This is a genomic window from Vibrio mediterranei (genome assembly GCF_900088415.1).
Taxonomy (GTDB): Bacteria; Pseudomonadota; Gammaproteobacteria; order Enterobacterales; family Vibrionaceae; genus Vibrio; species Vibrio mediterranei.
The window spans coordinates 32,607-56,994 of record NZ_FLLQ01000003.1; the positions used below are offsets into that span (position 1 = coordinate 32,607).

Sequence of the window (24,388 nt, forward strand, 5' to 3'; positions counted from 1 at the left end):
CTGTCATCATGTGGGTGGTGACTACAGACTTCTAAATTGATCGGGGTTATCATTCCAGTTCAATACAAAAACAACGAATCACAGTCTCAACAATAAAGCATGATAAAGAGAGTATTACCACCGCTAATTCTGTTGCTGTCATCGAGTTTAGCGATGGCAAAAGATGGTGTGTCATTGGATATTAATGGTTTAAGTGGTGCATTGAAGGATAATGTTGATGCCTACATATCCGCTATTGAGCCCAGTGAATACTCAACGTCACTTCGATTTCAATCTCGCCTAACCAAAGAAATCAATACAGCCCTGAATGCGGTGGGTTATTACAATGCCCGTATCGAGTTCTCCGTGGACGATAAGGACTCTGAGCTGATTGTAAACGTCAATGCAGGTGAGCCGACGAGAATCAAATTGGTTGATATTGATATCTCTGGTGAAGCGAAGAGCGATGAAGATTTTCTGCGTCTTATCCGACTGACGCCTCTTAAAGAAGGTGTCATTTTAAACCACAGCCAATACGATGCGATGAAATCAAGTATTCGTAATCTTGCTTTGCAAAAAGGTTACTTCGATGGCGGATATGTGCTGAGCCGACTCGAAGTGGTCCCTGAACTTAACCAAGCTTTTATTCGATTGCATTACGATAGTGGGATTCGCTATCAATTTGGCAAAACCACCATCACCGGCAGTCAGATCGATATTCAAAAAGTAGAATCATTACAACCATATAAAACAGGGGATGATTATCTTGCCTCTAAAGTCGGTATCCATAACCAGAACTTATCTAATACCGAATGGTTTTCATCGGTATTCGTTGAGCCTGACTTATCGCAAGTAGGTAAAGGCCGAGAGTTACCTATGAAGGTGTCATTGGCCCCGCAAGTAAAAAACCAATTTGAAACGGGTCTTGGTTACTCCACTGATGTGGGGGCAAAAGTTAAGTTCAAGTGGAAAAAACCATGGCTGAACGAACATGGCCACAGCTTTAATACCAGTCTTGATCTCTCTATTCCTGAACAACAGGTGACCGCAAGCTACAAGATTCCTTTGGATGATGTGCTGAAAGATTACTATCTCATTCAATATGGTCTAAAAAACGTAAACCGAAGTGATAAAAAGACTTTGGAATCCAACTTGGCCTTCGAGCGTCACTGGGTGCTCGATAGCGGTTGGCATCGCACCGCTTATCTACGTTATTTGGTGGAGAACTACGAGTTCAATACGCAAGGTGAGTTAGGTCAGTTCGTCTTACCTGGCCTATCGTATTCACGAGTGGTGTCTCGAGGTGGTGTACTGCCGATGAGTGGTAACAAACAGACCATCATGTTTGAAGTCGGCGACGAGCGCGCCCTCTCAGAAACTTCCGTGTTCCGCATGCGTGGAACGTCCACATGGATTTCCAGTATTGGTGAAAATCATCGTGGTATTTTTAAAGTGGATGTTGGTGCCAACATTGCTAGTGACCCTTCTAAGTTATCACCGTCACTACGATTCTATGCGGGTGGTGATAACAGTATCCGAGGTTACGACTATGAGAGTATTTCTCCTCAGGATGATGTCGGTAATAAGACCGGTGGCCAATACTTGGCGACCAGTACACTAGAGTATCAATATCGTATTACTGGAAATTGGTGGGCAGCGACGTTTTTCGATGTTGGTGATGCATTTAATGATAGTCCAGAGTGGAAACGTGGTGCCGGTTTCGGTATCCGTTGGGTATCGCCTGTTGGCCCGGTGAAATTTGATTATGCAAAGGGGGTAGATCAGAAACCGCAAGCAGAATGGCGTATTCACTTTAGTTTAGGGCCAGAATTATGATGTTAAAAGTTTGGCGAGTGACCAAGTGGGTCTCTATCGGCTTTGCGACGTTGATACTACTTATTGTGGCAACGCTGGCCTTCGCTATGTTCACTAATGCTGGGTTGAACAGCATTCTTTGGGGGGTAAACAAAGCGCTGCCTCAGTTACAGGTGTCGGAAGCCAAGGGCTCACTATTCCCCAGGTTTACTCTTAACCAAGTCAGTTTTGTCGACGAGAGTCTCCATATTGATCTTAACGCTCAGTCATTGACGTTGGCCGTTGATCTCAACTGCTTGAGCGATCCTAGGGTATGTATTAATGAACTGGCGATAACGGGTTTGAACTTTTCGATGCCTGAAGTCGCACCAAGTGAGCCTTCTACCGAGCCAAGCGAGCCGCTAACGTCAATCTCAACACCCATTCCAATTGCGATCGGTAAGGTGAACTTTAGTGATATCAATTTGGATATCTTAGGCACTAAAGTGAATTGGGATGTTTTTTCTACGTCTCTCGCAATGACCGGTTCCAAGCTCACGGTCGGTGATACCTTACTAAAATCACCGAGAGTAGCGTTAGCGCCGTCGGATGAGACCAGTGCAGAACCACAAGAGCCTCAACAGGAGACCAAGCCTCAGGCTATCGAGCTACCAGAGGTATTAATTCCGCTCTTCGTTAATATTGCGGGAATCGAAATTCAAGACTTTAAACTTGAGCAAGATGAGCCTGTCATTGTCAATAATTTGCAGTTGGTGGGCCGAGCAGGTGAACACGATGTTCATGTGGATAAACTACAGCTAGACATGCCGCAAGTGGATGCCCTTCTTAATGGAGACATCACCTTAAATCAGGGCTACCCATTAGACCTGTTCCTTACGGCTCATCTCAAACAAACAGATTTGGCGGGTCAGAGGTTACAACTAGAGGCTAAAGGAAGCGTTGAAAAGCTATCTCTAGATAGTCAGTTTTCCGGGCTAATCACTGGTGCCTTAAATGGAGAGTTGCAGCCACTGGAACCAACACTTCCGTTTGATGCCACGATCAGTGATGCAAAAGCGACGTGGCCATTAACCGGTAAAAGTGATTATCAAGTTGCTATTGAAAGCTTGAAAGCGAAAGGCTCATTGGAAGGGTATGACGTTGCTCTAAACGCTCAAGCATCAGGTAAGGACATTCCAGATGTGGCAGTCCAGTTGATTGGTAAGGGTGACTTGAAGCAAATTGACCTAAGTGAGCTCTCCATTGATAGCTTAGGTGGCAACATTACTGGTCAGGTTATGGCGAACTGGGAGTCGCCGATAAACTGGAAAGGGGATATTAACCTCACACACATTCAACCAGGTCTTCAATGGCCAGAGGCAGAAGGCGACATTAGCGGCCATATTGTCACCAGTGGCCAACTTACAGAGGCTGGTGGTTGGGACGTGTCGGTTCCTACTCTTGATATTGTTGGCGTACTTCGTAATTACCCGCTAAACGTTAAAGGGCAACTAGAAGCTGCAGACACTTCTGGCAAGGGCAAGTATAAAGTCAGGACTGAAGGGCTGTCAGTCGCTCATGGTCCAAACCAACTAAGTGCAAAAGGAACCCTCGATAAGGATTGGAATATGGATGTTCGCATCGATTTTCCTGACTTAGCGAAATCGGTTCCAGATCTCACTGGTCTTCTGAAAGGGACGGTGGGTATTAAAGGGGCGATGTTAGAACCTGATATTGCCACCGATCTCAAAGTAGAAAAAGTAAAATGGAAACAAGAAGCAAGTATCGATAGCTTATCTTTATCCGGTAAGGCGAAACCTTTACCTCTTGAGCAAGCTCAGGCGAACCTCTCACTAAAGGCTTCTGGGGTTACTTATCAAGAACAGGTTGTGGAGAGTGTGGATCTTGCCTTAAGTGGTACCCAAGCACGGCATACACTGTCATTAGATCTTGTTTCCAACCTCCTGTCTGCAAAGATTGACTTAGACGGTTCTCTTCAGGATAAGCCAAACCTTGTTTGGACTGGGCGACTTGCTGACGTCCATTTAGAGTCAGAACAAGGGCCGCTTGATTTGGTGGATCCTATCGATATCAAAGTGGATATCGATAAACAAGTGGCAGATGTCTCGGCGCACTGTTGGGCACAAGCTGACTCGAAAGTGTGTTTGGAAAAAGACATCCAAGCAGGGACGTCAGGTGAAGCCTTAGTCACAGTGAAGAATTTCAACTTTAAACAGCTTGATGCTTACATTCCTAAAAATACCAATGTGGAAGGGACCGCTAATGTGACGGTGTGGGCAAAGTGGGCGCCAGAGGTTGCTCCGCAAGTTAAGCTGGATGTGAGCCTGCCGAAGGGCAAGGTCACGCAAACACTAGAAGCGCCTCTTGTCATAGGCTGGGATAAGGTGAATGTATCGGCGAATTTAGCGGATGATAAGCTCGAAGCCAGTTGGTTAGTAGACGTAACAGATAACGGCGATCTTTCTGGTCAAGTGACCTTACCTGATGTGCTCGCAGACAATAAAAAGATAGAGGGTGAGATCAACCTTTCTACGTTTAACTTGGACTTCCTGCAGCCTGTTATTGGAGAGTTCAATAAGCTCAAAGCGAATCTTGATTCAAACATCAAAATTAAAGGGGATGCTCTACATCCGCAGTTGTTTGGTGACTTTTCCATTTCGGACCTTTCCCTTCAAGGTGACATTTCGCCAATTCAAGTGAAGTCGGGTGGTGTGAACATTGCTTTCAATGGTTATGACGCCAACTTAGATGCGAAAATTCAGACTGATGATGGCGAACTGCAATTATCCGGTGAGGGTAATTGGCAGGATCTCAATGCATGGCGCACCAAATTGAGAGTGTTTGCCGATGAGTTGAATGTCGAAGTGCCACCGATGGTGAAAGTTAAGGTTGTCCCGGATATGACCATCGAGGCCAACCCACAGCTGGCGAAAGTAACGGGTACGATAGGCTTGCCTTGGGGACGAATTTTAGTTGAGGAACTGCCCCAGAGTGCAGTGTCGGTATCCAGTGACCAAGTACTACTCAACCCTGATATGACGCCTATCGACAAAGAAGCAGTGGTTCCTTTCAATATCGAAAGTGATGTTGTGATTAACATCGGTAATGATTTTCGTGTATCTGCATTTGGCTTAAAGGGTGACTTAAGAGGGCGATTACAAGTTTCCCAAAAAGATAAAGGGCCATTTGTTCAAGGTGAAGTCAATATCATCAACGGTTCGTATACTTCATTTGGTCAAGACTTGTTGATTGAAGAAGGTAAAATCCTAATGACTGGGCCTGTTGATCAGCCTTACGTCAATATTACCGCGATACGAAACCCAGAGACCACAGCTGATGATGTTAAAGCTGGGGTAAAAGTAACCGGTTTGGCATCAGAGCCTAAAATCGAGATTTTCTCTGATCCAACTATGCCACAAGCAAATGCCCTTTCTTACTTGTTACGTGGCCAAGATATTGATGGCGAAACAGGTGGTAATGCACTAACCACGACCTTGATTGGTTTGAGTTTAGCTCGCAGTGGTAAAGTGGTCGGCGATATTGGCCAAGCTTTTGGTGTACAAGACTTACAGCTTGATACTGCAGGTAGTGGTAATGACTCTCAAGTAACCGTGAGTGGGTATGTTCTGCCAGGGCTACAAGTGAAATATGGGGTAGGTATTTTTAACTCCCTTGGTGAATTCACCATACGCTATCGAATCATTGAAGACTTTTACGTTGAAGCGGTGTCTGGGCTTTATAGCTCTGTAACCTTCCTGTATCAGTTTGAAGTGGATTAACACGAGCCGTTGCTGCGCCGCCGCACAACGTAATCGATTCGCGCTTTTTCTCGTATACTTATGAAGTAACAAGCGGAATAGAGAGGGTAATATGAGGCCTTGGTTGTTGTTAATAATTGGAGGGCTGTTAGCGGGTTGTGTCCAACTACAGCCTCCCACTGACAAGAGTGATATGAGCTGGCAACAGTTTGGCGAGCAATGGGCGTTGAAGGGCTATATTGTTGAACCAGAAACGAAGCTACGCTCTAAAGTGCCTGACGTCACAGCTAGTCAATACAAAGCGTATCTCAAAGGATATCAAGAAGGTAAGAGTGAATACTGTAAACAAGATCCGTTTGTCTTAGGAAGAAATGGAAAAATCTATTACGGTATTTGTAACGATGTAGACCGAATGTATCTCGATGAGTATTGGCGTGGTAAAAATGCTCGCGCTAAGCGCTAGCAATTAGTGCTGGGGGGATTGTATGAGGCTGTTATTCATCATTGGCTTACTAATCATGTCGGGTTGTGCTCAACAAATTTCTCTTACTTCTGTTATGCCTCAAGACTGGCAGCAGTACGGTCAGGAGCAAGCTCTTCTAGGGTATGAGAAACTGTCAGTTCAACAGTTACAATCTTCAACTACCATAGACTTCACGGAAGATTTATACCAGGCCTATTCTAACGGCTATGAAGAAGGTCGTATCGAATACTGTCAACAAGACCCAAGCATCTTGGGAAAGCGAGGGGAAATGTATCGTGGCATTTGTGATGATATCAAACCAACTTTTCGAACCTGGTATAACAATGGCAAAGCTTCTCGTGGCCGCTACGGCTATTAGCTCCTTTACTCTAAGCCCAAGCAAAAAGCTCTCTAATTTAGAGAGCTTTTTCATGTATTCAGCGAGCGTTATTTCGACTTAGCGCGCTCAAAGGAAGTTTCAATCTCTTCTCTTGCCGCTTGAATATCGGCCCAGCCATCGACTTTGACCCACTTACCCGCTTCGAGTTCTTTATAGCGCTCAAAGAACTGCGTGATCTGAGCTTTGAGTAGCTCTGGGATATCACCTACATCTTGAATGTGGTCGTACTCTTTAGAAAGCTTGCTATGAGGTACGGCAAAGACTTTTGCATCTTCACCAGATTCGTCGGTCATCTTAAGTACGCCTACTGGACGGCAACGAATTACTGAACCAGGCATTAACGGATAAGGTGTCGGTACCAACACGTCAACCGGATCACCGTCAAGAGAAAGCGTTTCGTTTACGTAACCATAGTTACATGGGTAGAACATAGGTGCTGACATAAAGCGGTCAACGAAAACAGCACCAGAGTCTTTGTCGACTTCGTATTTAATTGGATCGGCGTTAGCCGGGATTTCAATCACTACATAGATATCATCAGGTAATGATTTACCTGCAGGGACATTGTTTAAGCTCATTTTGACTTTCCTTTTCTGTATTCATTATTCCTTTAAGGAGGAAATAGAGGGCTGAAACACGAATCGTTTACAAAGAGTATACTTGGTTAGTTTTAAAACAAAAAGTGCCTCTATTGAGAGGCACTTCGAAGTTATTGGTCTTTATATTCTTCTAGGAAAGACTCGACTTTTTCAACCATTCGGCTTGAGCCGACGAAGAATGGGACTCGCTGGTGAAGCTCGGTAGGCTTGATATCCATGATACGTTGAGTGCCATCCGATGCTAAGCCGCCTGCTTGCTCCATGATGAAAGCCATTGGGTTGCACTCATACAGTAGGCGCAGTTTACCACTTGGGTGACTTTGCGTGCTTGGGTACAAGTAGATGCCGCCCTTAAGCAGGTTGCGGTGGAAGTCAGATACCAAGGAGCCAATGTAGCGAGACGTGTATGGACGCTTCTCTTCTGGCACATTCTCTTGGCAGTACTTGATATACTTTTTCACACCCATAGGGAAGCGAATATAGTTGCCCTCGTTAATGGAATAGATGGTGCCATCTTTAGGGATCATCATATTTTCATGAGATAGGCAGAAGGTACCGATCGATGGGTCGTAAGTAAATCCGTTTACGCCTTTACCCGTGGTATAAACCAACATAGTCGACGAGCCGTACACCACATAGCCTGCTGCAACTTGCTTGTTGCCCGGTTGTAGGAAGTCTTCTTGAGTCGGAGGAGTACCAACCGGTGAAACGCGACGATAGATAGAGAAGATGGTACCTACTGATACATTGACATCAATGTTCGATGAACCATCAAGTGGGTCCATTAGTACGACGTATTTGGCATTTTTGTTGAGCTCTTTGTTAAATGCTACTGCCTCATCTTCCTCTTCACTGGCAACGCCACAAACTTGGTCACGCGCTTCCAGAGCGGCTTTAAATTTGTCGTTAGCATAGACATCGAGTTTTTGTTGAGCTTCACCTTGAACGTTTTCAGAGCCTACAGAACCAGTAATATCAGCAAGGCCTGCCTTGTTAATTTCTCGGTTTACGATTTTGGCAGCGAGTCGAATCGAAGACAAAAGGGAAGATAAATCACCGCTAGCGTGGGGGAAATCAGTTTGTTTCTCAACAATGAATTCGCCAAGGGTGCGCATTTCAGACATGTTATATCCTTAACTTTTCTGCTTATTTTCTTGGGGGTAGTGTGTGAGAGAAATGTGGCAACCAAACGATTGCGTTTATTGGGGGTATTCATCAACACACATGTGTATTGTAGGTGGCAGAACTTTTTAATGGTAATGAAGTAACCGTAACACGCTCCGTTTTGTATGATGAATGTCACATTTATTTCCCTAACCGCTAACTTTCTCGCTTTTGACGCACGCTTTGGGTATATATAGCGACAATAGCGTAAAATTAGACGCAAAGAGTTAAGAGAGCGAACTATGCATATTCATATTCTGGGTATTTGCGGTACCTTCATGGGAGGCGCTGCGGTATTGGCCCAGCAGTTGGGACACCGAGTTACAGGCAGTGATGCTAACGTTTATCCACCAATGAGCACATTATTGGAGTCGGAAGGCATAGAGATTATCGAAGGGTTTGACCCAGCCCAGCTCGATCCTGCTCCAGACCTTGTCGTCATTGGTAACGCGATGAGTCGTGGCAACCCTTGCGTTGAGTACGTGCTTAACCATAATCTGAAATACACTTCTGGCCCACAGTGGTTACAAGAGTTTCTTTTGCATGATCGCTGGGTGCTCGCTGTTTCAGGGACTCATGGAAAAACTACCACATCCAGCATGTTAAGTTGGATTCTTGAAGATTGTGGCTATCAACCGGGTTTCTTAGTCGGTGGGGTATTAGGCAACTTCGGTCAGTCAGCTCGTTTGGGTGAATCTATGTTTTTCGTGGTGGAAGCGGATGAGTATGACAGTGCTTTTTTTGACAAACGTTCTAAGTTCGTTCACTACCATCCACGCACTCTCATTATGAACAATCTTGAGTTCGATCATGCGGATATTTTTGACGATCTTGAAGCCATCAAGCGACAGTTTCATCATTTAGTCCGCACTGTTCCTGGAAACGGCCGCATCCTTGCTCCACGTAAAGATAAGGCGTTGGGTGACGTACTAGGAAGAGGGTGTTGGAGTGAAGTGGAACACACGGGAGAGAATGCGGATTGGCATGCTCACAAGTTAAAGCGTGATGGTTCGCATTTTGAAGTGTACCTGCATGGCAGCAAAGTCGGGGAAGTGAAGTGGGAGCTAGTGGGTGACCATAATGTCGATAACGCCCTGATGGCTATTGCTGGAGCAAGGCATGTTGGCGTGACTCCGGATCTTGCGTGCGAAGCACTAGGCAAGTTTATCAATACCAAGCGACGCTTGGAGCTGAAGGGCGAAGTGAATCAAGTCACGGTATACGATGATTTTGCCCATCATCCAACGGCAATTGAACTGACTTTAGGTGGTTTACGTAACAAGGTCGGCAAGCAGCGAATCCTTGCTGTTTTAGAGCCACGCAGTGCCACCATGAAACGCGGCGTGCACAAAGAGACATTAGCGCAGTCGCTCACTCAAGCCGATGCGGTGTTCTTATTCCAACCCGACAATATTGATTGGTCAGTAGAAGAGATTGCTCACTCATGCTCGCAACCAGCCAAAGTCAGTGACTCTATTGATGAGCTGGTGCAGGCCATTGTTGAACAGGCTCAACCAGGCGATCAAATTCTGGTGATGAGCAATGGTGGCTTTGGTGGTATTCATCAAAAATTATTAGAGGCATTAGCGTAATGAAACCCGTAGAGAAAGCGATCACGCTGGCATTTACTGGTGCATCTGGCGCTCCTTATGGGATGCGCCTCCTTGAGTGTTTGTTAGCTCAAGATTATACCGTGTACTTATTGATCTCTTCCGCTGCGAGAGTGGTGTTGGCGACTGAACATAATATTAAACTGCCGAGCGGTCCGGATGCCGCGCACAAAGCACTAGTACAAAGACTGAATTGCTCGCCAGATAAGCTGGTAGTGTGTGGTAAAGAAGATTGGTTTTCACCAGTGGCTTCCGGGTCGGCAGCGCCCAAACAGATGATCGTCTGCCCATGTTCGGCTGGTAGTGTGGCTGCGATTGCTCATGGGATGTCGGACAATTTAATTGAACGTGCCGCTGACGTGGTAATGAAAGAGCGTGGTCAACTTCTCTTAGTGGTACGCGAGACGCCATTTTCAACCATACATCTAGAAAACATGCACAAACTTTCGCAAATGGGCGTGACCATCATGCCAGCTGCGCCTGGTTTTTATCATCAGCCAGAATCTATTGAGGATTTGGTCGACTTTATTGTGGCTCGTGTGCTTGACCATATGGGTATCGACCAAACTCTCGTGCCTCGCTGGGGCTACGATCAGCGATAAATCCACATCAATCAAACGAGTTAGGGATAGATTTGGCGAATCTGTGACGAAAAGGTTACAATTCGCTTTCTAAAGGTTGTGACTCACGGGGTGCACTAGCAGTGGTGCTGAGAGAAGGTAATACCTGACACCCGTATACCTGATCCAGATAATGCTGGCGTAGGGATGAGAACTCCGTTCTATGGAGGCTTTTTCTGGATCATATAATATAAAAATATATATCTAAGGATAGAACCAGTGAAAGTACATCAACTCGCTAAACTTGCTTTGGCAACGACACTTCTAAGTGCCTCTCAACTCGCTACGGCGAACACACTTACCGTTTATACCTATGATTCGTTTGCTTCAGATTGGGGCCCTGGTCCAGCGATTGAAAAAGCATTTGAAGCTAAATGTGGATGCGATCTCAACTTTGTTGCACTAGATGATGGTGTCTCGATTCTAAACCGCCTGCGTCTAGAAGGCTCCAGCTCCCAAGCCGATGTCGTACTTGGTCTCGATAATAACTTAATGAGTGAAGCGAAAGCCTCTGGCTTGTTGGCTAAACACAATGCTGATCTTTCTGCGCTTGAGTTACCAAACGGCTGGAGTGACGATGTTTTTGTTCCTTTCGATTACGGTTACTTTGCGTTTGTTTACAACAAAGAAAAGGTAAAGAATCCACCGAAAAGCCTGAAAGAGTTGGTTGAGCAACGTGATGACCTTAAGGTGATTTATCAAGATCCTCGCACTTCAACTCCGGGTCAAGGACTTTTACTTTGGATGAAGTCTGTTTATGGTGATGACTCCAGTGAGGCATGGCAAAAGCTAGCGAAAAAGACCGTAACTGTGACCAAAGGTTGGTCGGAAGCGTACTCTATGTTCCTCGAGGGAGAGTCTGACTTGGTTCTCTCTTACACGACCTCTCCGGCTTACCATATTATTGCCGAGCAAGATAAGCGATTTGCAGCCGCAGACTTTTCGGAAGGCCATTACACTCAGGTGGAAGTGGCGGCTAAAGTGGCCAGCAGTGATAAGCAAAAGTTAGCTGATGAATTTATGCAATTTATCGTTTCAGAAGACTTTCAATCAAAAATCCCTACAGGCAACTGGATGTATCCTGTTGTTGAGAGCAAGCTACCTGAAGGTTTTGATAGCTTAACCATTCCAAGTGAGGCGCTGACATTTAGTCCAGATGAAGTGGCGAATAACCGTAAAGCTTGGATTCGCGAGTGGCAGTCTGCGCTGATTAAGTAGTATTGGCATCTAAGAAAACCTACAGATTATCGCCCCTGTACAAGCAGGGGCAAGCCAATACTGCACCAGAGCTTCACTGGTGTAATGAATCGTTATCGTGTCTACTTCTCCATTGAGGTTATTGTGACCCAAATACCAAAATCAGGTTTAGTGATTGCTTTGCTCATTGCCATATATGTGCTGGCTTCGTTGTGGACACTGCTTTCCTACTCGTCAATGACTGATATTGCTCTGCTGTTTACGGACCCATACTACCAGCACGTAGCCAAATTTAGCTTTTGGCAAGCAAGTCTATCAACGTTGCTAAGTGTAGGGCTTGCTATCCCAGTGGCACATGCGTTTTCTCGTCGCCATTTTTGGGGAAGATCATGGCTGCTCAAATTGTTTGCGACCACCTTGGTGATGCCAGTCCTGGTCGGTGTGTTTGGCATTGTCGCCATTTATGGCAATCAAGGCGTTATTGCTCAATGGTGGCTCACTTCGAATGATTCTATGCCGTTTTCTCTCTATGGTTTAAACGGCATTTTGCTGGCACACGTATTCTTTAATTTGCCTTTTGCAACTCGTTTGCTTTTAGTGACGATAGAAAGTGTTCCACTAGAGCAGCGCAAGTTAGCACTGCACTTGGGAATGAACAGCTGGCAGTGTTTTAGATTAGTGGAGTGGCCACGACTCAAAGCACATTTACCTCATGTTATTGGCTTAGTCTTCATGTTGTGTTTTACCAGTTTTGCAACCGTCATGGCGTTAGGTGGCGGTCCGAAAGCCACTACGATTGAACTAGCGATTTATCAAGCGATCAAGTTTGATTTTGACCTACAAACCGGAGCGGTTCTGGCATTATGGCAAATGTTAATTTGCGCATTACTGGTGCTGTTTATTGGCAAATTCAGTCGAGACTTGGAGGGTAAAACCAATTATAGCGACATGCCAACCATTCAACCTCAAGACTCATGGTTGAAAAAGTGCTGGGATAGCTTTTGGATCATGGCAACCCTAATGCTGGTCATTCCGCCACTTATTGCCATTGTTGCAAGTGGACTGAATGAGAAATTGTGGTCAGTGCTTGCTGATAGCAAGTTCTGGTCGGCAGTTATGACCTCGTTACAAGTGGCAATCATGGCTGCTAGTATCGCGTTAGTGGTTGGCATTGTGCTATTGAGTAGTTCACGAATGTTACGAATAAAGTCTCACTATGGCCGTGCGGATGGCGTGGAGTTTGTTGGTACGGTTATTTTGGTGACACCCGCGTTGGTATTGAGTACAGCGACTTTTCTAATGCTTCGCGGAATGACCAATGTGTTTAGTCTTGCGTTTGGGATCGTTGTCGTTGTGAATGCTTTGATGGCGCTGCCGTATGTTATCAAAACACTTAATCAGCCAATGTTGAGGTTAGCCAAGCAATATCACCTGCTTTGGCAAAGTTTGGGACTGCATGGCATTCGACGATTTTGGTTAATGGAATGGAGAGCAATCCGCGCACCGATATTGCATGCTTTCTCGATTAGCTTTGTCCTTTCCATGGGCGATCTTACTGTTATCGCGCTATTTGGAAGTCAGAACTTTAATACCTTACCGCTTTACCTGTATCAGCTGATGGGTAGCTATCAATTGCAAGCAGCGGCTGTAGTATCCCTAGTGCTGTTTATATTGAGTATTGGTGTATTTACCTTAACGGAGTCGTTGTTACGACCTGTATCGACCGAGCGAGAGAAATCATAATGTTAACTATGGATCATGTCGACTATCGCTACCACAGTGATTGGTTTCGGTTTTCTATCTCAGTAGAAAAAGGTGATGTGTTGGCGTTGATTGGGCCCAGTGGTGCAGGTAAATCGACACTGTTGGCGCTTATAGCGGGGTTTTGTCAGCCTGAATCGGGAACGATATCTGTCGATGATGAAGAGATTCAATCTAAGCAGCCTCACCTGCGGCCTTTGTCTATGTTGTTTCAAGAGCACAACTTATTCGAGCACCTTTCAGTGTTCGATAATATCGCTCTAGGACTCAATCCAGCCCTTAAACTAACTGCAGAAGATCAACAGCGAGTGCGAGATGCGGCAGACAAGGTGGGTCTTATTGATAAGATTCAACGTTTACCGTCTGAGCTTTCCGGTGGGCAGAGGCAGCGAGTGGCTTTAGCCCGTTGCTTTGTTCAGCCTCACCCGATTTGGCTACTTGACGAACCGTTTTCGGCGTTGGACCCGGTACTTCGTAAAGAAATGCTGTCGGTTGTTCGCTCTCTAGCTCAAGAAAAACAAGCGACAGTTATTATGGTGACGCATCACCTTAGTGATGCCAGAGCCATTGCCAACCGGTTTGCCTACCTTAGTCATGGCATCATCACTGCTGAAGGAGACATCTCGGCGTTGACGGCGCAACATGACAATCAAGAGCTCGCGCGGTTTGTAAAAGCGGCGCATTAGCGTTTTATGGATATAAAAAAGGCAGCTTACGCTGCCTTGATAGTCTTAAATTGAGCATTGAAGTTAGAACTCTTGTTCTTCTTCGTGCTTAAGTGCTTGGAAAATTTCACGGAATGCTTTTGCAGGCTTTCCAGCTTTCTTTTCTTTGTTGGCCTGACGAGCAAGTTGGCGTAGACGCTGACGGTCGAGGTTTGGGTACAACTCAAGTGCATCCGCGATGGCTTCATCGCCTTGCTCTACAATACGGTCACGCAGTTGTTCAAGCTTGTGAAGTGCCGCAGTAGATTGTGAGTGCTTGTTACGTACACGGTCGAGAGCCGCCTGAATTGGCTCAGGGTCTTCGGTACGCATCAGCTTACCAATGTATTGCAGTTGGCGACGTCGAGCTTCGTTCTTGAAGCGCTGGGCATCGGCGACCGCTTCTCTCAGATCTTCACTAAGAGGAAACTTATCCAACACAGCAGGCTTTAGTCCAACTAACTCTTCACCGAGTTTTTGCAACTCTTCCATGTCGTTTTTCATTTCGGTTCTGCTTACCCAAATGATTTCTTCTTCCTCTTCCCAAGGCGCTTTCTGATTTTTGCGGGCCATGTTTACTGCCTATATCACTATCTCATTACGAATATTGGCTATTTTAGCAAGAAATCTGGGGAGAATGCGAAAACCTTGTTATTCTAGTCTCAATTAAACGATAAAAGTTAGATGGATTATGGATGTAAGAGAGCAAGTTGCTCAGCAGCAAGCTGAGCTAGAAGCCGCTGTTGCTAAAGCGCTGGATATGGCTTCAGTAAATTCAGATGCCGCTGAGGTCGCTATTACTAAGAGCACTGGCTTAAGCGTCTCCACGCGCATGTGTGAAGTGGAAAACGTAGAGTTTAATAGTGACGGTGCGCTGGGTATCACGGTATACCGTGGACAGCGTAAGGGCAGTGCTTCAACCTCTGATTTGAGTGAAAAAGCCATTGCACAAACGGTAGCTGCTGCACTGGATATTGCCCAGTACACCTCCGAAGACCCATTTGCAGGGCCAGCTCCGAAAGAGTTGTTGGTAACGAATATCCCAGACCTTGATCTCTTCCATCCAGATGAGCCAAATCCCGATGTGGCTGCGCAAAAAGCAATTGCTGCTGAGAAAGCAGCATTAGCTTACAGTGACAAAATAAAGCAGAGTGATGGTGCCAGTTACGACAGCCACTATGGCGTTAAGGTCTATGGTAACTCCCATGGCCTGTTGGCTGGTTATGCGTCTAGCCGTCATAGCATTAGCTGTAGTGTCATTGGCCAAGGTCAAAATGGCGATATGGAGCGTGACTACAGTTATACTCTTGCTCGTCACCGTGATGATTTGTGGACACCAGAGTTGGTCGGTGAGAAGGCTGCTATTAAAACAGTTGAGCGTCTAGACCCTAGAAAAGTCAAAACGGGTCAATACCCAGTGCTTTTTGCCAATGATGTTGCGACTGGCCTTATGGGACACTTAGTAATGGGGATTAGCGGCGGTAATTTATACCGTAAGTCGTCGTTCTTGTTAGATAAACTAGGTGAACAGATTCTGCCAGATTGGTTTGCTATTGAAGAAAAACCTCACCTACTTAAAGGCTTAGCGTCTAGTCCGTTTGATAACGAAGGTGTGGCAACTCAAGATTTAGATATTATCACTGACGGCAAATTGGCGACCTACTTACTGACTAGTTACGCTGCGCGCAAACTGAATATGACGCCAACAGGACATGCTGGAGGTATTCATAACTGGTTTGTTAAGTCGACAGGACAAGATTTTGATGCCATGTTGAAAACGCTTGGCACTGGCCTGCTGGTAACCGAAGTGATGGGGCAAGGGGTAAATATCGTTACTGGTGATTACTCTCGCGGTGCTGCAGGATTCTGGGTCGAAAATGGAGAAATCCAATACCCAGTCTCGGAAATTACTGTTGCTGGTAATCTGGCGCAAATGTTCAAGCAAATTGTGGCAGTTGGCAGTGATGTTGAAACGCGCTCACAAATTCAAACGGGCTCTATCCTGTTGGAATCAATGAAAGTCGCTGGTGAGTAAATCTCAAATAGAGAAAAAGGGGCGTAACCTACTGGTTACGCCCTTTTTGTATCTGGTATTAGCCGATCATTATGGTGGCTAAGCCTAAGAAGACCGAAAGACCAACAACATCGGTAATGGTCGTAAGGGCCATTCCGCCCGCCAAGGCAGGGTCTATATTCATTTTTTTGAGCAGAATAGGGATGGTAACGCCAGCAATGCCAGCAACCAGTAAATTGGTCATCATGGCGGCAGAGATAATCCCGCCTAACATCCAATCACCTTTCCAAGCTACTACGATACCACCGATAATTAGGGCCCAGAGGATACCATTGAGAAAGCCGATGGCGGCTTCTTTGAGTAGCAGTTCTCGACGGTTACTGTCACCGATATGACCCAAAGCTAAGCCTCGGATTACTAGGGCAACGGTTTGGTTACCTGCAACCCCTCCCATGGAAGGTACAATGGTCATCAATACAGCTATTGCTGCCATCTGCTCTAGTGTGGCCTCAAACATATTGGAGACAGATGCTGCTGCTAAAGCGGCAAGTACATTGGCGCCCAGCCAAACACTGCGTCGACGAGCAGATTTCACAACAGGCGCAAAGGTATCTTCATCGTCATCCATACCAGCCATACTCATCATCGAGTGTTCGGCGTCTTCACGAATAATATCGACCACGTCATCGATGGTGATACGGCCTACTAGGTGGTGTTCACTGTCGACAACAGGGGCAGAGACCCAGTCGCGTCGTTCAAATAACGAAGCAACGTCCGAATCGCTAGTTTCAACATGGATTGCCTCATCGGCATCGTCCATGACATCGACGACTTTGACATCAGGCTGAGTGGTTAAAAGTGTGGTCAAAGAGAGGTGACCAATCAGCATGTCTTCTTCGTCTATCACATACAGTGCGTCTGTCGCTTCCGGTAGCTCACCTTTCATGCGTAGGTAACGCAGAACCACATCGACATCGACATCGCCACGAATAGTGATTACATCGGTATTCATGATACCGCCGGCGGTATCTTCTGGGTAAGAAAGGGCGGTCTCGACACGCAAACGGTCTGCGGTGTCCATTTGTGACAGGACTTCGCGCGAGACGGTATCAGGCAGACTACGTAGGACATAAGCTACGTCATCGGTGTCCATGCCTTCCGTTGCTTCAGCCAGCTTTTCTGGCGCCATTTTGGAGACAAGACTATCTTTGACGTCCTCATTGAGTTCATCAAGGATTTCACCATAGTCTTCAGGGTCGGTGAGTTGCCACAGGACTTCACGACTTTTACGTGGAGAGGCTTCTAGAAGATGGGCAATATCTTCAGGCTCCATGTCCTGAAGTTGTCTTCTTACGTAAACGAAGCGGCCATTTTCTAGCGCTTCACTGACTTCTTGGAGGGTTTGGTGAGCTTGATCGAATTCTATTTGCTCTGCCATGGATGCCCCCTACACTCAACTGCTTTTTAATGTACTGAATAGTAGCTTAATTTTGGGTTCAAGTAACCTACAGGGCACGAAGAAGTTATCGGAGAGTGGAAATAAAACAGAAAAGTGTGCGGAATCTATTCGTCTTCGTCAAAACGGTGTTCAACCAACTCACAGACTGCTTGCAGAGCATCCTCAGCCTGGTTTCCTGACGCTTTAATGGTGATGTTCTCACCTTGAGCCGACTCGAGCATAAGAAGGCCCATTACGCTATCTGCAGTCGCTTCTTTCTGTTCATGATTACAAATTGTCACGGTTGCCTCGAAGCTCTGCGCTAGTTCGACTAACTTGACCGCAGCTCGAGCATGCAAACCAAGACGATTTTGAATGAGAACAGTGCGAGATAGTGACATTTGGATTCCTGTTAGTTGTTTTTCTCTAGCGATGCGTGACGAATTTTTACTTGATGGCCGAGCTGAGCAAAATATTCACCAATCTGCTGAGTGATATAAACAGAGCGGTGTTTACCGCCGGTACAACCAATTGCAACAGTCAGATAGCTGCGATTGTTCTTTTCAAGTAAAGGTAGCCAACGTTCAACAAAGCCTTGAATTTGTTGTTTCAACTCGATGACGTCAGGATAAGCTTCTAGGAAAGATTTAATTGGTGCATCTAGTCCAGTCATTGGTCTTAATTCTGGCTGCCAATGTGGATTGGGTAGAAAACGTACATCAAACACGTAATCGGCATCACTTGGCATACCATATTTAAACCCAAACGATTGGAAAACCATGACAAGATCTTTCTTCTCTTGACCTTCTAATTCAAATCGAATGGTTTCGCTTAAGTCGTGTATGGACTGCTCACTCGAGTCAATGGTGTAGTCGGCATGCTCTTTGATGGGCTTGAGAAGTGTGTGCTCTAGATCAATGGCCTGTTCAAGTGACAGTTTATCTTTTCGCTGAGAGAGAGGGTGGATACGACGAGTTTCACTGTAGCGTTTTAACAACACTGACTTTGATGCATCAAGGAAAAGCACTTTGACGTCGTGTTGCTTAGACAATTGTTTCAACTTAGAGGTTAAGTTATTCAGGTTGTCAGGCAAGTTACGAATATCAATACTGACGGCAACACTTTGTTGGGAATCTTTCGATGAATCCACAAAGGCTTCCAGTAAATCGATCGGTAGATTATCAACGCAGTAGTAACCAGAATCTTCTAGTACTCGCAACGCTACACTTTTACCTGCGCCTGAATGTCCACTTACAACGACTAATCGCATTTTTTCTCAGCTTGTTCTAATGGCTAACAATAATATCGTAAAGCTCTTGATCGGATTGAGCATTACGAAGTTGCTTTAGGACAGTTTTATCATTTAATCGCTCTGCCATACATGACAAAGTCTTTAAATGTTCTTTACACTGCGCATCTGGAACTAGCAGTGCGAACATAAGGTCAACTGGGCGGTTATCAATAGAGTCGAAGTCAACCGGCGCTTGGCACTGAAGTAACACCGCAACAGCTTTATCGCTGTCATGCATTCTGGCATGAGGAATAGCGATACCATTGCCAATTCCAGTGCTGCCCACTTTTTCACGGCTCAGCATGCACTCGAACAGTTCGGTAGAGTTTTGACCAGTATGTTCTGCAGCGATTTCGCTAATAATTTCTAGGGCGCGCTTTTTACTCGTACAAGGGACTGCACTTTTGGTGCAGTCCAGAGTTAATACTTCACTTATTTGCATTTTAGTGATTACTTAATTTTTCTTTATGCTTATTCAATTGTCTAACGAGCTTATCGACAAGCCCGTCAATGGCAGCGTACATATTCTCATCATTTGCCGCCGCATGAATTTCAGCTTGATTAACGTGGAGCGTAGCTTCTGCGATCTGGTTTAATTTTTCAACTTTTAATATGACGTTAATGCTGTTTATATGATCGAAAAAGCGTTCCAGCTTTTGAAATTTACTCTGAACGTAGTCCTGCATTGACTCAGTGACATCGACGTGGTGGCCTTCAATTTGAATTTGCATAGACTTTCCTTCTTAGTTATTGGCCTTAAAGTAGGCGTTTACGCTGACTGGAAGGGGCAATGCCCAACGACTCACGGTATTTCGCTATTGTTCGTCTAGCAACCTGAATTCCTTGGTCAGCTAGTTGCGCTGCGATTTTACTATCGCTCAATGGCTTGGCTGGATTTTCTGCAGCAACAAGCTTCTTGATTAGTGCTCGAATGGCTGTCGAGGAACACTCGCCGCCATTGTCGGTCGATACGTGGCTTGAGAAGAAATACTTCAGCTCAAAAATGCCGCGTGGGGTATGCATATATTTCTGAGTGGTAACTCGAGAAATCGTCGATTCATGCATGTCTACAGCAAGGGCAACATCGTTGAGAACCATTGGTTTCATTGCCTCCTCACCGTATTCGAAAAAGTCATGTTGATGCTCGACAATACACTTAGCTACTTTGAGCAAAGTTTCATTGCGACTTTCAAGGCTCTTAATCAACCATTTCGCTTCCTGCAAATTAGAGCGAATATATTGGCTGTCAGCACTGTTGCCTGTACCGAGTTTCGCGTATTGTTGATTCACTTTAAGTCTTGGAACACTGTCAGGGTTAATCTGAACTATCCATTTTCCGCGGTCTTTGAATACGGAGACATCCGGCACTACGTACTCAGTTTCATCAGGCGTGATCTTACTGCCTGGTCGAGGGTCAAGCTGTTGGATGAGCTTCAAAACTTCTCGAAGATCCGCTTCCTTAAGCTTAGTCTCTTTAATTACGAGTTTGTAATCACGGTTACCCAATTGATCGATGTGATCAGACAAGACCAACTTAGCTTCAGTGAGCCATGGAGTATCTTCAGGGAAAGTGGCGAGTTGCAGTAGTAGGCAATCTTGCAGATTAAGAGAAGCAACGCCTAGTGGATCGAATTGCTGAACGCGTTTTCTTACTGCTTCAATCTCATCAAGCTCAACATCCTCAATATCGACACTGTCGAGAATCTCTTCACAGGATAGGGTCAGATAGCCGTAATCATCGACAGCATCAATGATGGCTAAGGCGATGGCACGATCCGTTTCAGTAAATGGCGTGAGGTCTAATTGCCAAACTAAGTAGTCTTGCAGAGACTGTGTGGTTTCACCTTGATATATTGGCATGTCATCATCAGCGGCAATGCCCGTGTTACCGGTATTGGCGCTATAGACATCATCCCATGTAGTATCCATTTCAAGTTCTGTCGATATTTCAGAACTTTCAATTTGTTCAGAACTGTCTTTCGGCTCTGGTTCGCTAACTGGCTCTGCAGATGCTTCTTCTTTACTTTCAGGGCTCGACTTTTCCTCATTAGAAGGCGGTGCTTCTTCCGCGGTTTCTTCCACGTCAAGTAATGGGTTTGAGTCTAGGGCCTCTTGAATCTCTTGTTGCAGATCGAGCGTCGACAACTGCAGCAAGCGAATTGCTTGTTGCAACTGGGGCGTCATTGCTAACTGTTGACCTAGCTTGAGTTGTAATGAGGGTTTCATGCAGTATTGCTAGCCTATTATTAAAATTTTATCCAAGCCTATTAAATCATAGTCTGAATTGTTCACCGAGATAAACCTGTTTTACGTGTTCATTATTGAGAACATCTTCAGGACTTCCTTCAGCAATTAGGTGACCTTGGCTCACAATGTATGCTTTTTCGCACACATCTAAGGTTTCACGAACGTTATGGTCGGTGATAAGAACTCCCAAGCCTCTATCGCGCAAGTGCTCGATGATCTTCTTGATATCAATCACTGAAATTGGGTCGACACCCGCAAATGGCTCATCCAGTAAGATGAACTGTGGGTTAGCGGCTAGAGCCCTAGCAATTTCGACACGTCGACGTTCGCCGCCAGACAGCGCCATACCAGCACTTTTCCGAATGTGCTGAATATTGAACTCATCTAGCAGGTCCTCTAGTTTATCTTGTCGCTCTTCTTGAGTGATCTCATTACGAGTCTCAAGCACTGCCATAATGTTGTTCTCAACACTGAGCTTTCTGAAAATGGAGGCTTCTTGTGGCAGGTAGCCAATGCCCATTTTGGCGCGGCTATGCATTGGGAGAATACTAATATCTTCCCCGTCAATAGTGATGGTGCCTTCATCACGGGCAACCAGACCTACAATCATGTAAAACGACGTAGTTTTACCTGCGCCGTTAGGGCCCAGCAATCCCACTATCTGACCAGACTCAACCGAAAGGCTAACGTCTGAGACCACTTTACGGTTTTTATAGCTTTTTGCTAAATGTGTCGCTTTCAATAACGCCATAGCTGAATCTATTTCTCTTGAACTTGCTGAGGTTGAAGGACTGTTGAAACGCGTTCATTGGCATTGCCGTCCGCTACTAATTTCTGTGATGAGATTCGGTACTTAATGGTGGTGCCACGGATCACGCTATCATCTTGGGACAACATAGCCTGATCAGTCATGGTTAACTGATCATCCTTTAATGAGTAATGCAGTTTTTTTGCTTCGCCATAGAGAGTTTTTCCATCATCTGTTAGTTGGGAAAATGTAGCTAAGTTCCCAAAGCCCTCTATTACCTGAATAGCGCCAGTTTGCGGATGGCGAGTGACCACGATTTTTGCGGCATTAATGTTAATACTGCCTTGTTTTAACTTAACGTCGCCCGCGAATGTGACTCGATTACTCTTCATATCAAGCTGTTGAGTGTCGGAGTCGATATAAACTGGTTGTTCAGTATCTGTCGAAAGAGCGAACGCAGAGACTGGAAGCAGTAGGCAAAGACTAAGACTAAGGTGCGAGAGTTTCATATTTACTATTCACTTTGTTATATAGCTCCGCGAGATTGTCAGCAAAGTTTCCTTTCATTGCTTGTCCGCGGGTTTCAAATTGTGGTCCCAACATGAGAACGTCTGTGTTGGCCCAGAAGTCACGGTTATCTAACTGTATGCTCATTCGTTGAGTCGATAGAGTGTCAAACCCTGAGTCCGGAAGCAAATTTCGTGCGACTACATCATCATAAAGAGTTAGCACTTCATGTTTATCCAAAATCGCTTTTGCAGCAGAAATTTCCCATTCTTGAGTCGTACCATTAGCAAAAATACGCAATATGGGTTGTTCAAACACGGTTTCTCCTTTTTTGGAGAAATGCTCTAAATGTGAAGAGGTAATACTATAGCTACGAACACCAGTATCACTGTATGAAATATTGTGTAAATTCGTACCGCTAAACGCTGGCAACTCAAGATCTGGAACAACTTGGAGTACACGTGAGTCATCGTTGGTGTACAAGTAGTAAGCACACCCAATAGAAATAATGGCAAGTAGACTATAAAGAATACGAGACAAACTCATATACTAAGACCTTTGTGAAGCTCTAGTTCTCCCTTTGATTCTAGGATCAGATCACAAACTTCCCTAACTGCACCGCGTCCACCTGGAATCGTAGTGACGTGATCCGCTTTTCTGGCGAGCAGTGGATGTCCATCCGCCACGCAGACGCTTAAGCCGACCTGTTCCATGACAGGCCAATCGATAAGGTCATCACCGATGTAAGCAGTTTTCGATGCTGGGATAGCAAGCTTTTGGCAAATGTCTTGATAAGCGGCGACTTTGTCATCTTGCCCTTGGTAAATCAAAGAAATACCCAGTGCGGTCATACGATTCTCAACGATCTGTGAGCGACGGCCTGTAATGATGGCGACTTCTACGCCTGCACTCATTAAAGCCTTAATACCGTAACCGTCACGAGTATGAAAGGTTTTAAGTTCTTCACCTTGGTTGCCCATATAAATCAAACCATCGGAGAAGACGCCATCCACGTCGCAAATCAGGAGTTTGATGTCTGCTGCTTTATCGTAAGTGGATGAAGCCACCAACCCATAGAGCGTTTCAACTTGTTTAGACACTACATTACTCCTGCTTTTAATAAGTCATGCATATTGAGTGCACCCACGACTTTGTTGTCATCGAGCAGTACAAGGCCGTTAATATTCTTCGATTGCATTAAGTTTAACCCTTCAGCCGCTAGCATATTAGGCGCAGCAGTAGTTGGGTTAACGGTCATGACCTCGCCAATGGTGGTGTCATGAATATCGACTCGTTTATCAAGAATACGTCGCAAGTCTCCATCGGTAAAGATACCTAGCAAGTTCATATCGTTGTCCACGATAGTTGTCATGCCAAGTCCTTTATCGGAAATTTCTAGTAGTGCGTCGCGTACCAAGGTCTGTGGACCGACGACAGGCAGCGCTTTACCTGAATGCATGATATCACTCAGTTTAAGTAGTAACTTACGACCCAATGCGCCGCCCGGATGAGACAGAGCAAAGTCTTCTTCACCGAAGCCACGAGCTTCTAATAGGGCGATGGCTAATGCATCTCCCATGACCAGAGTTGCCGTCGAGCTAGAAGTCGGTGCTAAACCAAGTGGACACGCTTCTTTAGGCACAGTGATTTGCAAGTGAAAATCAGAGAGCTTTGCCATGTTAGATTCAGGTTTTCCAGTCATGCTTACGGTAGTAATACCAAGGCGCTTGAAGACTGGAAACAAACTAATGATTTCGTGTGACTCACCGGAGTTAGAGATGGCGATAACGAGATCGCGAGCTTCAATCATACCCAAATCGCCGTGAGCAGCTTCTCCTGGGTGGACAAAAAACGCAGATGTGCCAGTGCTAGCAAGCGTAGCCGCAATTTTTTTACCAATGTGCCCTGATTTACCCATCCCCATGACAATAACCTTGCCTTGGTGGTTGAGAATCGCATCACATACCGATTCAAATTGCTTGTCAAAGTAGCGCTCAAGGTGTTGAAGTGCTTGTACTTCGGTATCTAAAACACGCTTTGCAGCGCTAACATAATCAAAACCAGACATGATAA

Annotated in this window: 24 protein-coding genes and 1 riboswitch; of the genes, 10 read left to right on the top strand and 14 right to left on the bottom strand. The window is 45.5% G+C overall.

Annotated features, from left to right (window positions below; genetic code table 11):
- Nucleotides 1-99: 99 nt before the first annotated feature.
- The 4 genes from tamA to VME0621_RS10055 all read left to right on the top strand — a co-directional run bounded on the left by tamA (nucleotide 100) and on the right by VME0621_RS10055 (nucleotide 6,394).
- Nucleotides 100-1,815, top strand: coding sequence for an autotransporter assembly complex protein TamA (gene tamA, locus VME0621_RS10040; RefSeq protein ID WP_062462291.1), 1,716 nt, complete (start codon nucleotides 100-102; stop codon nucleotides 1,813-1,815).
- Nucleotides 1,815-5,573, top strand: coding sequence for an autotransporter assembly complex protein TamB (gene tamB / locus VME0621_RS10045; protein WP_062462338.1), 3,759 nt, complete (start codon nucleotides 1,815-1,817; stop codon nucleotides 5,571-5,573). The genes tamA and tamB overlap by 1 nt, the downstream gene beginning before the upstream one ends.
- A gap of 91 nt (nucleotides 5,574-5,664) precedes the next feature.
- Nucleotides 5,665-6,015 (top strand): DUF2799 domain-containing protein, encoded by a 351-nt coding sequence (locus tag VME0621_RS10050; RefSeq protein ID WP_006073240.1) that lies wholly within the window; start codon nucleotides 5,665-5,667, stop codon nucleotides 6,013-6,015.
- 22 nt (nucleotides 6,016-6,037) lie between these two features.
- Nucleotides 6,038-6,394, top strand: a complete 357-nt coding sequence (locus VME0621_RS10055; RefSeq protein ID WP_062462288.1) for a DUF2799 domain-containing protein — start codon at nucleotides 6,038-6,040, stop codon at nucleotides 6,392-6,394.
- Between the two features lie 68 nt (nucleotides 6,395-6,462).
- Here the strand turns inward: VME0621_RS10055 and ppa are convergent, their stop codons facing one another.
- Together ppa and fbp are read right to left on the bottom strand one after the other, a co-directional pair.
- Complete coding sequence (gene ppa / locus VME0621_RS10060) at nucleotides 6,463-6,993, bottom strand: inorganic diphosphatase (protein ID WP_062462285.1); 531 nt, start codon at nucleotides 6,991-6,993, stop codon at nucleotides 6,463-6,465.
- Between the two features lie 131 nt (nucleotides 6,994-7,124).
- Nucleotides 7,125-8,138, bottom strand: coding sequence for a class 1 fructose-bisphosphatase (gene fbp / locus VME0621_RS10065; protein WP_006073244.1), 1,014 nt, complete (start codon nucleotides 8,136-8,138; stop codon nucleotides 7,125-7,127).
- A gap of 282 nt (nucleotides 8,139-8,420) precedes the next feature.
- Here fbp and mpl point away from each other — a divergent pair, with 282 nt between their 5' ends.
- The 5 genes from mpl (at nucleotide 8,421) to thiQ (ending at nucleotide 14,052) form a co-directional block, all read left to right on the top strand.
- Nucleotides 8,421-9,770 (top strand): UDP-N-acetylmuramate:L-alanyl-gamma-D-glutamyl-meso-diaminopimelate ligase, encoded by a 1,350-nt coding sequence (gene mpl / locus VME0621_RS10070; RefSeq protein WP_062462283.1) that lies wholly within the window; start codon nucleotides 8,421-8,423, stop codon nucleotides 9,768-9,770.
- Nucleotides 9,770-10,390 carry a flavin prenyltransferase UbiX gene (locus VME0621_RS10075; protein ID WP_038228881.1) on the top strand — a complete coding sequence of 207 codons (621 nt, stop codon included), beginning with the start codon at nucleotides 9,770-9,772 and terminating at the stop codon, nucleotides 10,388-10,390. Before mpl ends, VME0621_RS10075 begins: the two co-directional genes overlap by 1 nt.
- A 76-nt stretch (nucleotides 10,391-10,466) precedes the next feature.
- A riboswitch (TPP riboswitch) is annotated at nucleotides 10,467-10,573 on the top strand.
- A gap of 84 nt (nucleotides 10,574-10,657) precedes the next feature.
- Entirely contained in the window at nucleotides 10,658-11,626 is a 969-nt protein-coding gene (gene thiB, locus VME0621_RS10080) for a thiamine ABC transporter substrate binding subunit (RefSeq protein ID WP_231892938.1), read from the top strand.
- 123 nt (nucleotides 11,627-11,749) lie between these two features.
- Entirely contained in the window at nucleotides 11,750-13,348 is a 1,599-nt protein-coding gene (thiP, locus tag VME0621_RS10085) for a thiamine/thiamine pyrophosphate ABC transporter permease (RefSeq protein WP_172427878.1), read from the top strand.
- Nucleotides 13,348-14,052, top strand: coding sequence for a thiamine ABC transporter ATP-binding protein (gene thiQ, locus VME0621_RS10090; RefSeq protein ID WP_062462278.1), 705 nt, complete (start codon nucleotides 13,348-13,350; stop codon nucleotides 14,050-14,052). Before thiP ends, thiQ begins: the two co-directional genes overlap by 1 nt.
- A 63-nt stretch (nucleotides 14,053-14,115) precedes the next feature.
- Here thiQ and yjgA read toward each other — a convergent pair whose 3' ends face one another.
- Nucleotides 14,116-14,643 carry a ribosome biogenesis factor YjgA gene (yjgA, locus tag VME0621_RS10095; RefSeq protein ID WP_006073257.1) on the bottom strand — a complete coding sequence of 176 codons (528 nt, stop codon included), beginning with the start codon at nucleotides 14,641-14,643 and terminating at the stop codon, nucleotides 14,116-14,118.
- A 118-nt stretch (nucleotides 14,644-14,761) separates the two neighbouring features.
- Here yjgA and pmbA point away from each other — a divergent pair, with 118 nt between their 5' ends.
- Complete coding sequence (pmbA, locus tag VME0621_RS10100) at nucleotides 14,762-16,105, top strand: metalloprotease PmbA (RefSeq protein WP_038228887.1); 1,344 nt, start codon at nucleotides 14,762-14,764, stop codon at nucleotides 16,103-16,105.
- 58 nt (nucleotides 16,106-16,163) lie between these two features.
- On the opposite strand, the gene mgtE is transcribed toward pmbA, so the two are convergent.
- From mgtE to VME0621_RS10155, 11 genes are all read right to left on the bottom strand, one after another.
- A complete protein-coding gene (mgtE, locus tag VME0621_RS10105; protein WP_062462275.1) occupies nucleotides 16,164-17,522 on the bottom strand; it encodes a magnesium transporter in 1,359 nt (452 codons plus the stop codon).
- Nucleotides 17,523-17,647: 125 nt separating this feature from the next.
- A complete protein-coding gene (locus VME0621_RS10110; protein ID WP_006073260.1) occupies nucleotides 17,648-17,923 on the bottom strand; it encodes an HPr family phosphocarrier protein in 276 nt (91 codons plus the stop codon).
- A gap of 11 nt (nucleotides 17,924-17,934) precedes the next feature.
- Nucleotides 17,935-18,792 (bottom strand): RNase adapter RapZ, encoded by an 858-nt coding sequence (rapZ, locus tag VME0621_RS10115; protein WP_038228889.1) that lies wholly within the window; start codon nucleotides 18,790-18,792, stop codon nucleotides 17,935-17,937.
- A 16-nt stretch (nucleotides 18,793-18,808) separates the two neighbouring features.
- Nucleotides 18,809-19,255, bottom strand: coding sequence for a PTS IIA-like nitrogen regulatory protein PtsN (gene ptsN / locus VME0621_RS10120; protein ID WP_006073263.1), 447 nt, complete (start codon nucleotides 19,253-19,255; stop codon nucleotides 18,809-18,811).
- A gap of 1 nt (nucleotide 19,256) precedes the next feature.
- Complete coding sequence (gene hpf / locus VME0621_RS10125) at nucleotides 19,257-19,544, bottom strand: ribosome hibernation promoting factor (RefSeq protein WP_038228892.1); 288 nt, start codon at nucleotides 19,542-19,544, stop codon at nucleotides 19,257-19,259.
- Between the two features lie 25 nt (nucleotides 19,545-19,569).
- Nucleotides 19,570-21,039: an RNA polymerase factor sigma-54 gene (locus VME0621_RS10130; RefSeq protein WP_062462273.1), complete on the bottom strand. Its 1,470-nt coding sequence runs from the start codon at nucleotides 21,037-21,039 to the stop codon at nucleotides 19,570-19,572.
- Nucleotides 21,040-21,085: 46 nt separating this feature from the next.
- Nucleotides 21,086-21,811 (bottom strand): LPS export ABC transporter ATP-binding protein, encoded by a 726-nt coding sequence (gene lptB, locus VME0621_RS10135; RefSeq protein ID WP_006073275.1) that lies wholly within the window; start codon nucleotides 21,809-21,811, stop codon nucleotides 21,086-21,088.
- Between the two features lie 8 nt (nucleotides 21,812-21,819).
- Complete coding sequence (gene lptA / locus VME0621_RS10140) at nucleotides 21,820-22,317, bottom strand: lipopolysaccharide transport periplasmic protein LptA (protein WP_038228895.1); 498 nt, start codon at nucleotides 22,315-22,317, stop codon at nucleotides 21,820-21,822.
- Nucleotides 22,298-22,861, bottom strand: coding sequence for an LPS export ABC transporter periplasmic protein LptC (lptC, locus tag VME0621_RS10145; protein ID WP_038228897.1), 564 nt, complete (start codon nucleotides 22,859-22,861; stop codon nucleotides 22,298-22,300). Before lptC ends, lptA begins: the two co-directional genes overlap by 20 nt.
- The gene (gene kdsC, locus VME0621_RS10150; RefSeq protein ID WP_038228899.1) at nucleotides 22,858-23,415 is read right to left on the bottom strand and encodes a 3-deoxy-manno-octulosonate-8-phosphatase KdsC; all 558 of its coding nucleotides are present in this window, start codon (nucleotides 23,413-23,415) and stop codon (nucleotides 22,858-22,860) included. The genes lptC and kdsC overlap by 4 nt, the downstream gene beginning before the upstream one ends.
- Entirely contained in the window at nucleotides 23,415-24,386 is a 972-nt protein-coding gene (locus tag VME0621_RS10155) for a KpsF/GutQ family sugar-phosphate isomerase (RefSeq protein ID WP_096443081.1), read from the bottom strand. Before VME0621_RS10155 ends, kdsC begins: the two co-directional genes overlap by 1 nt.
- Nucleotides 24,387-24,388 lie beyond the last annotated feature (2 nt).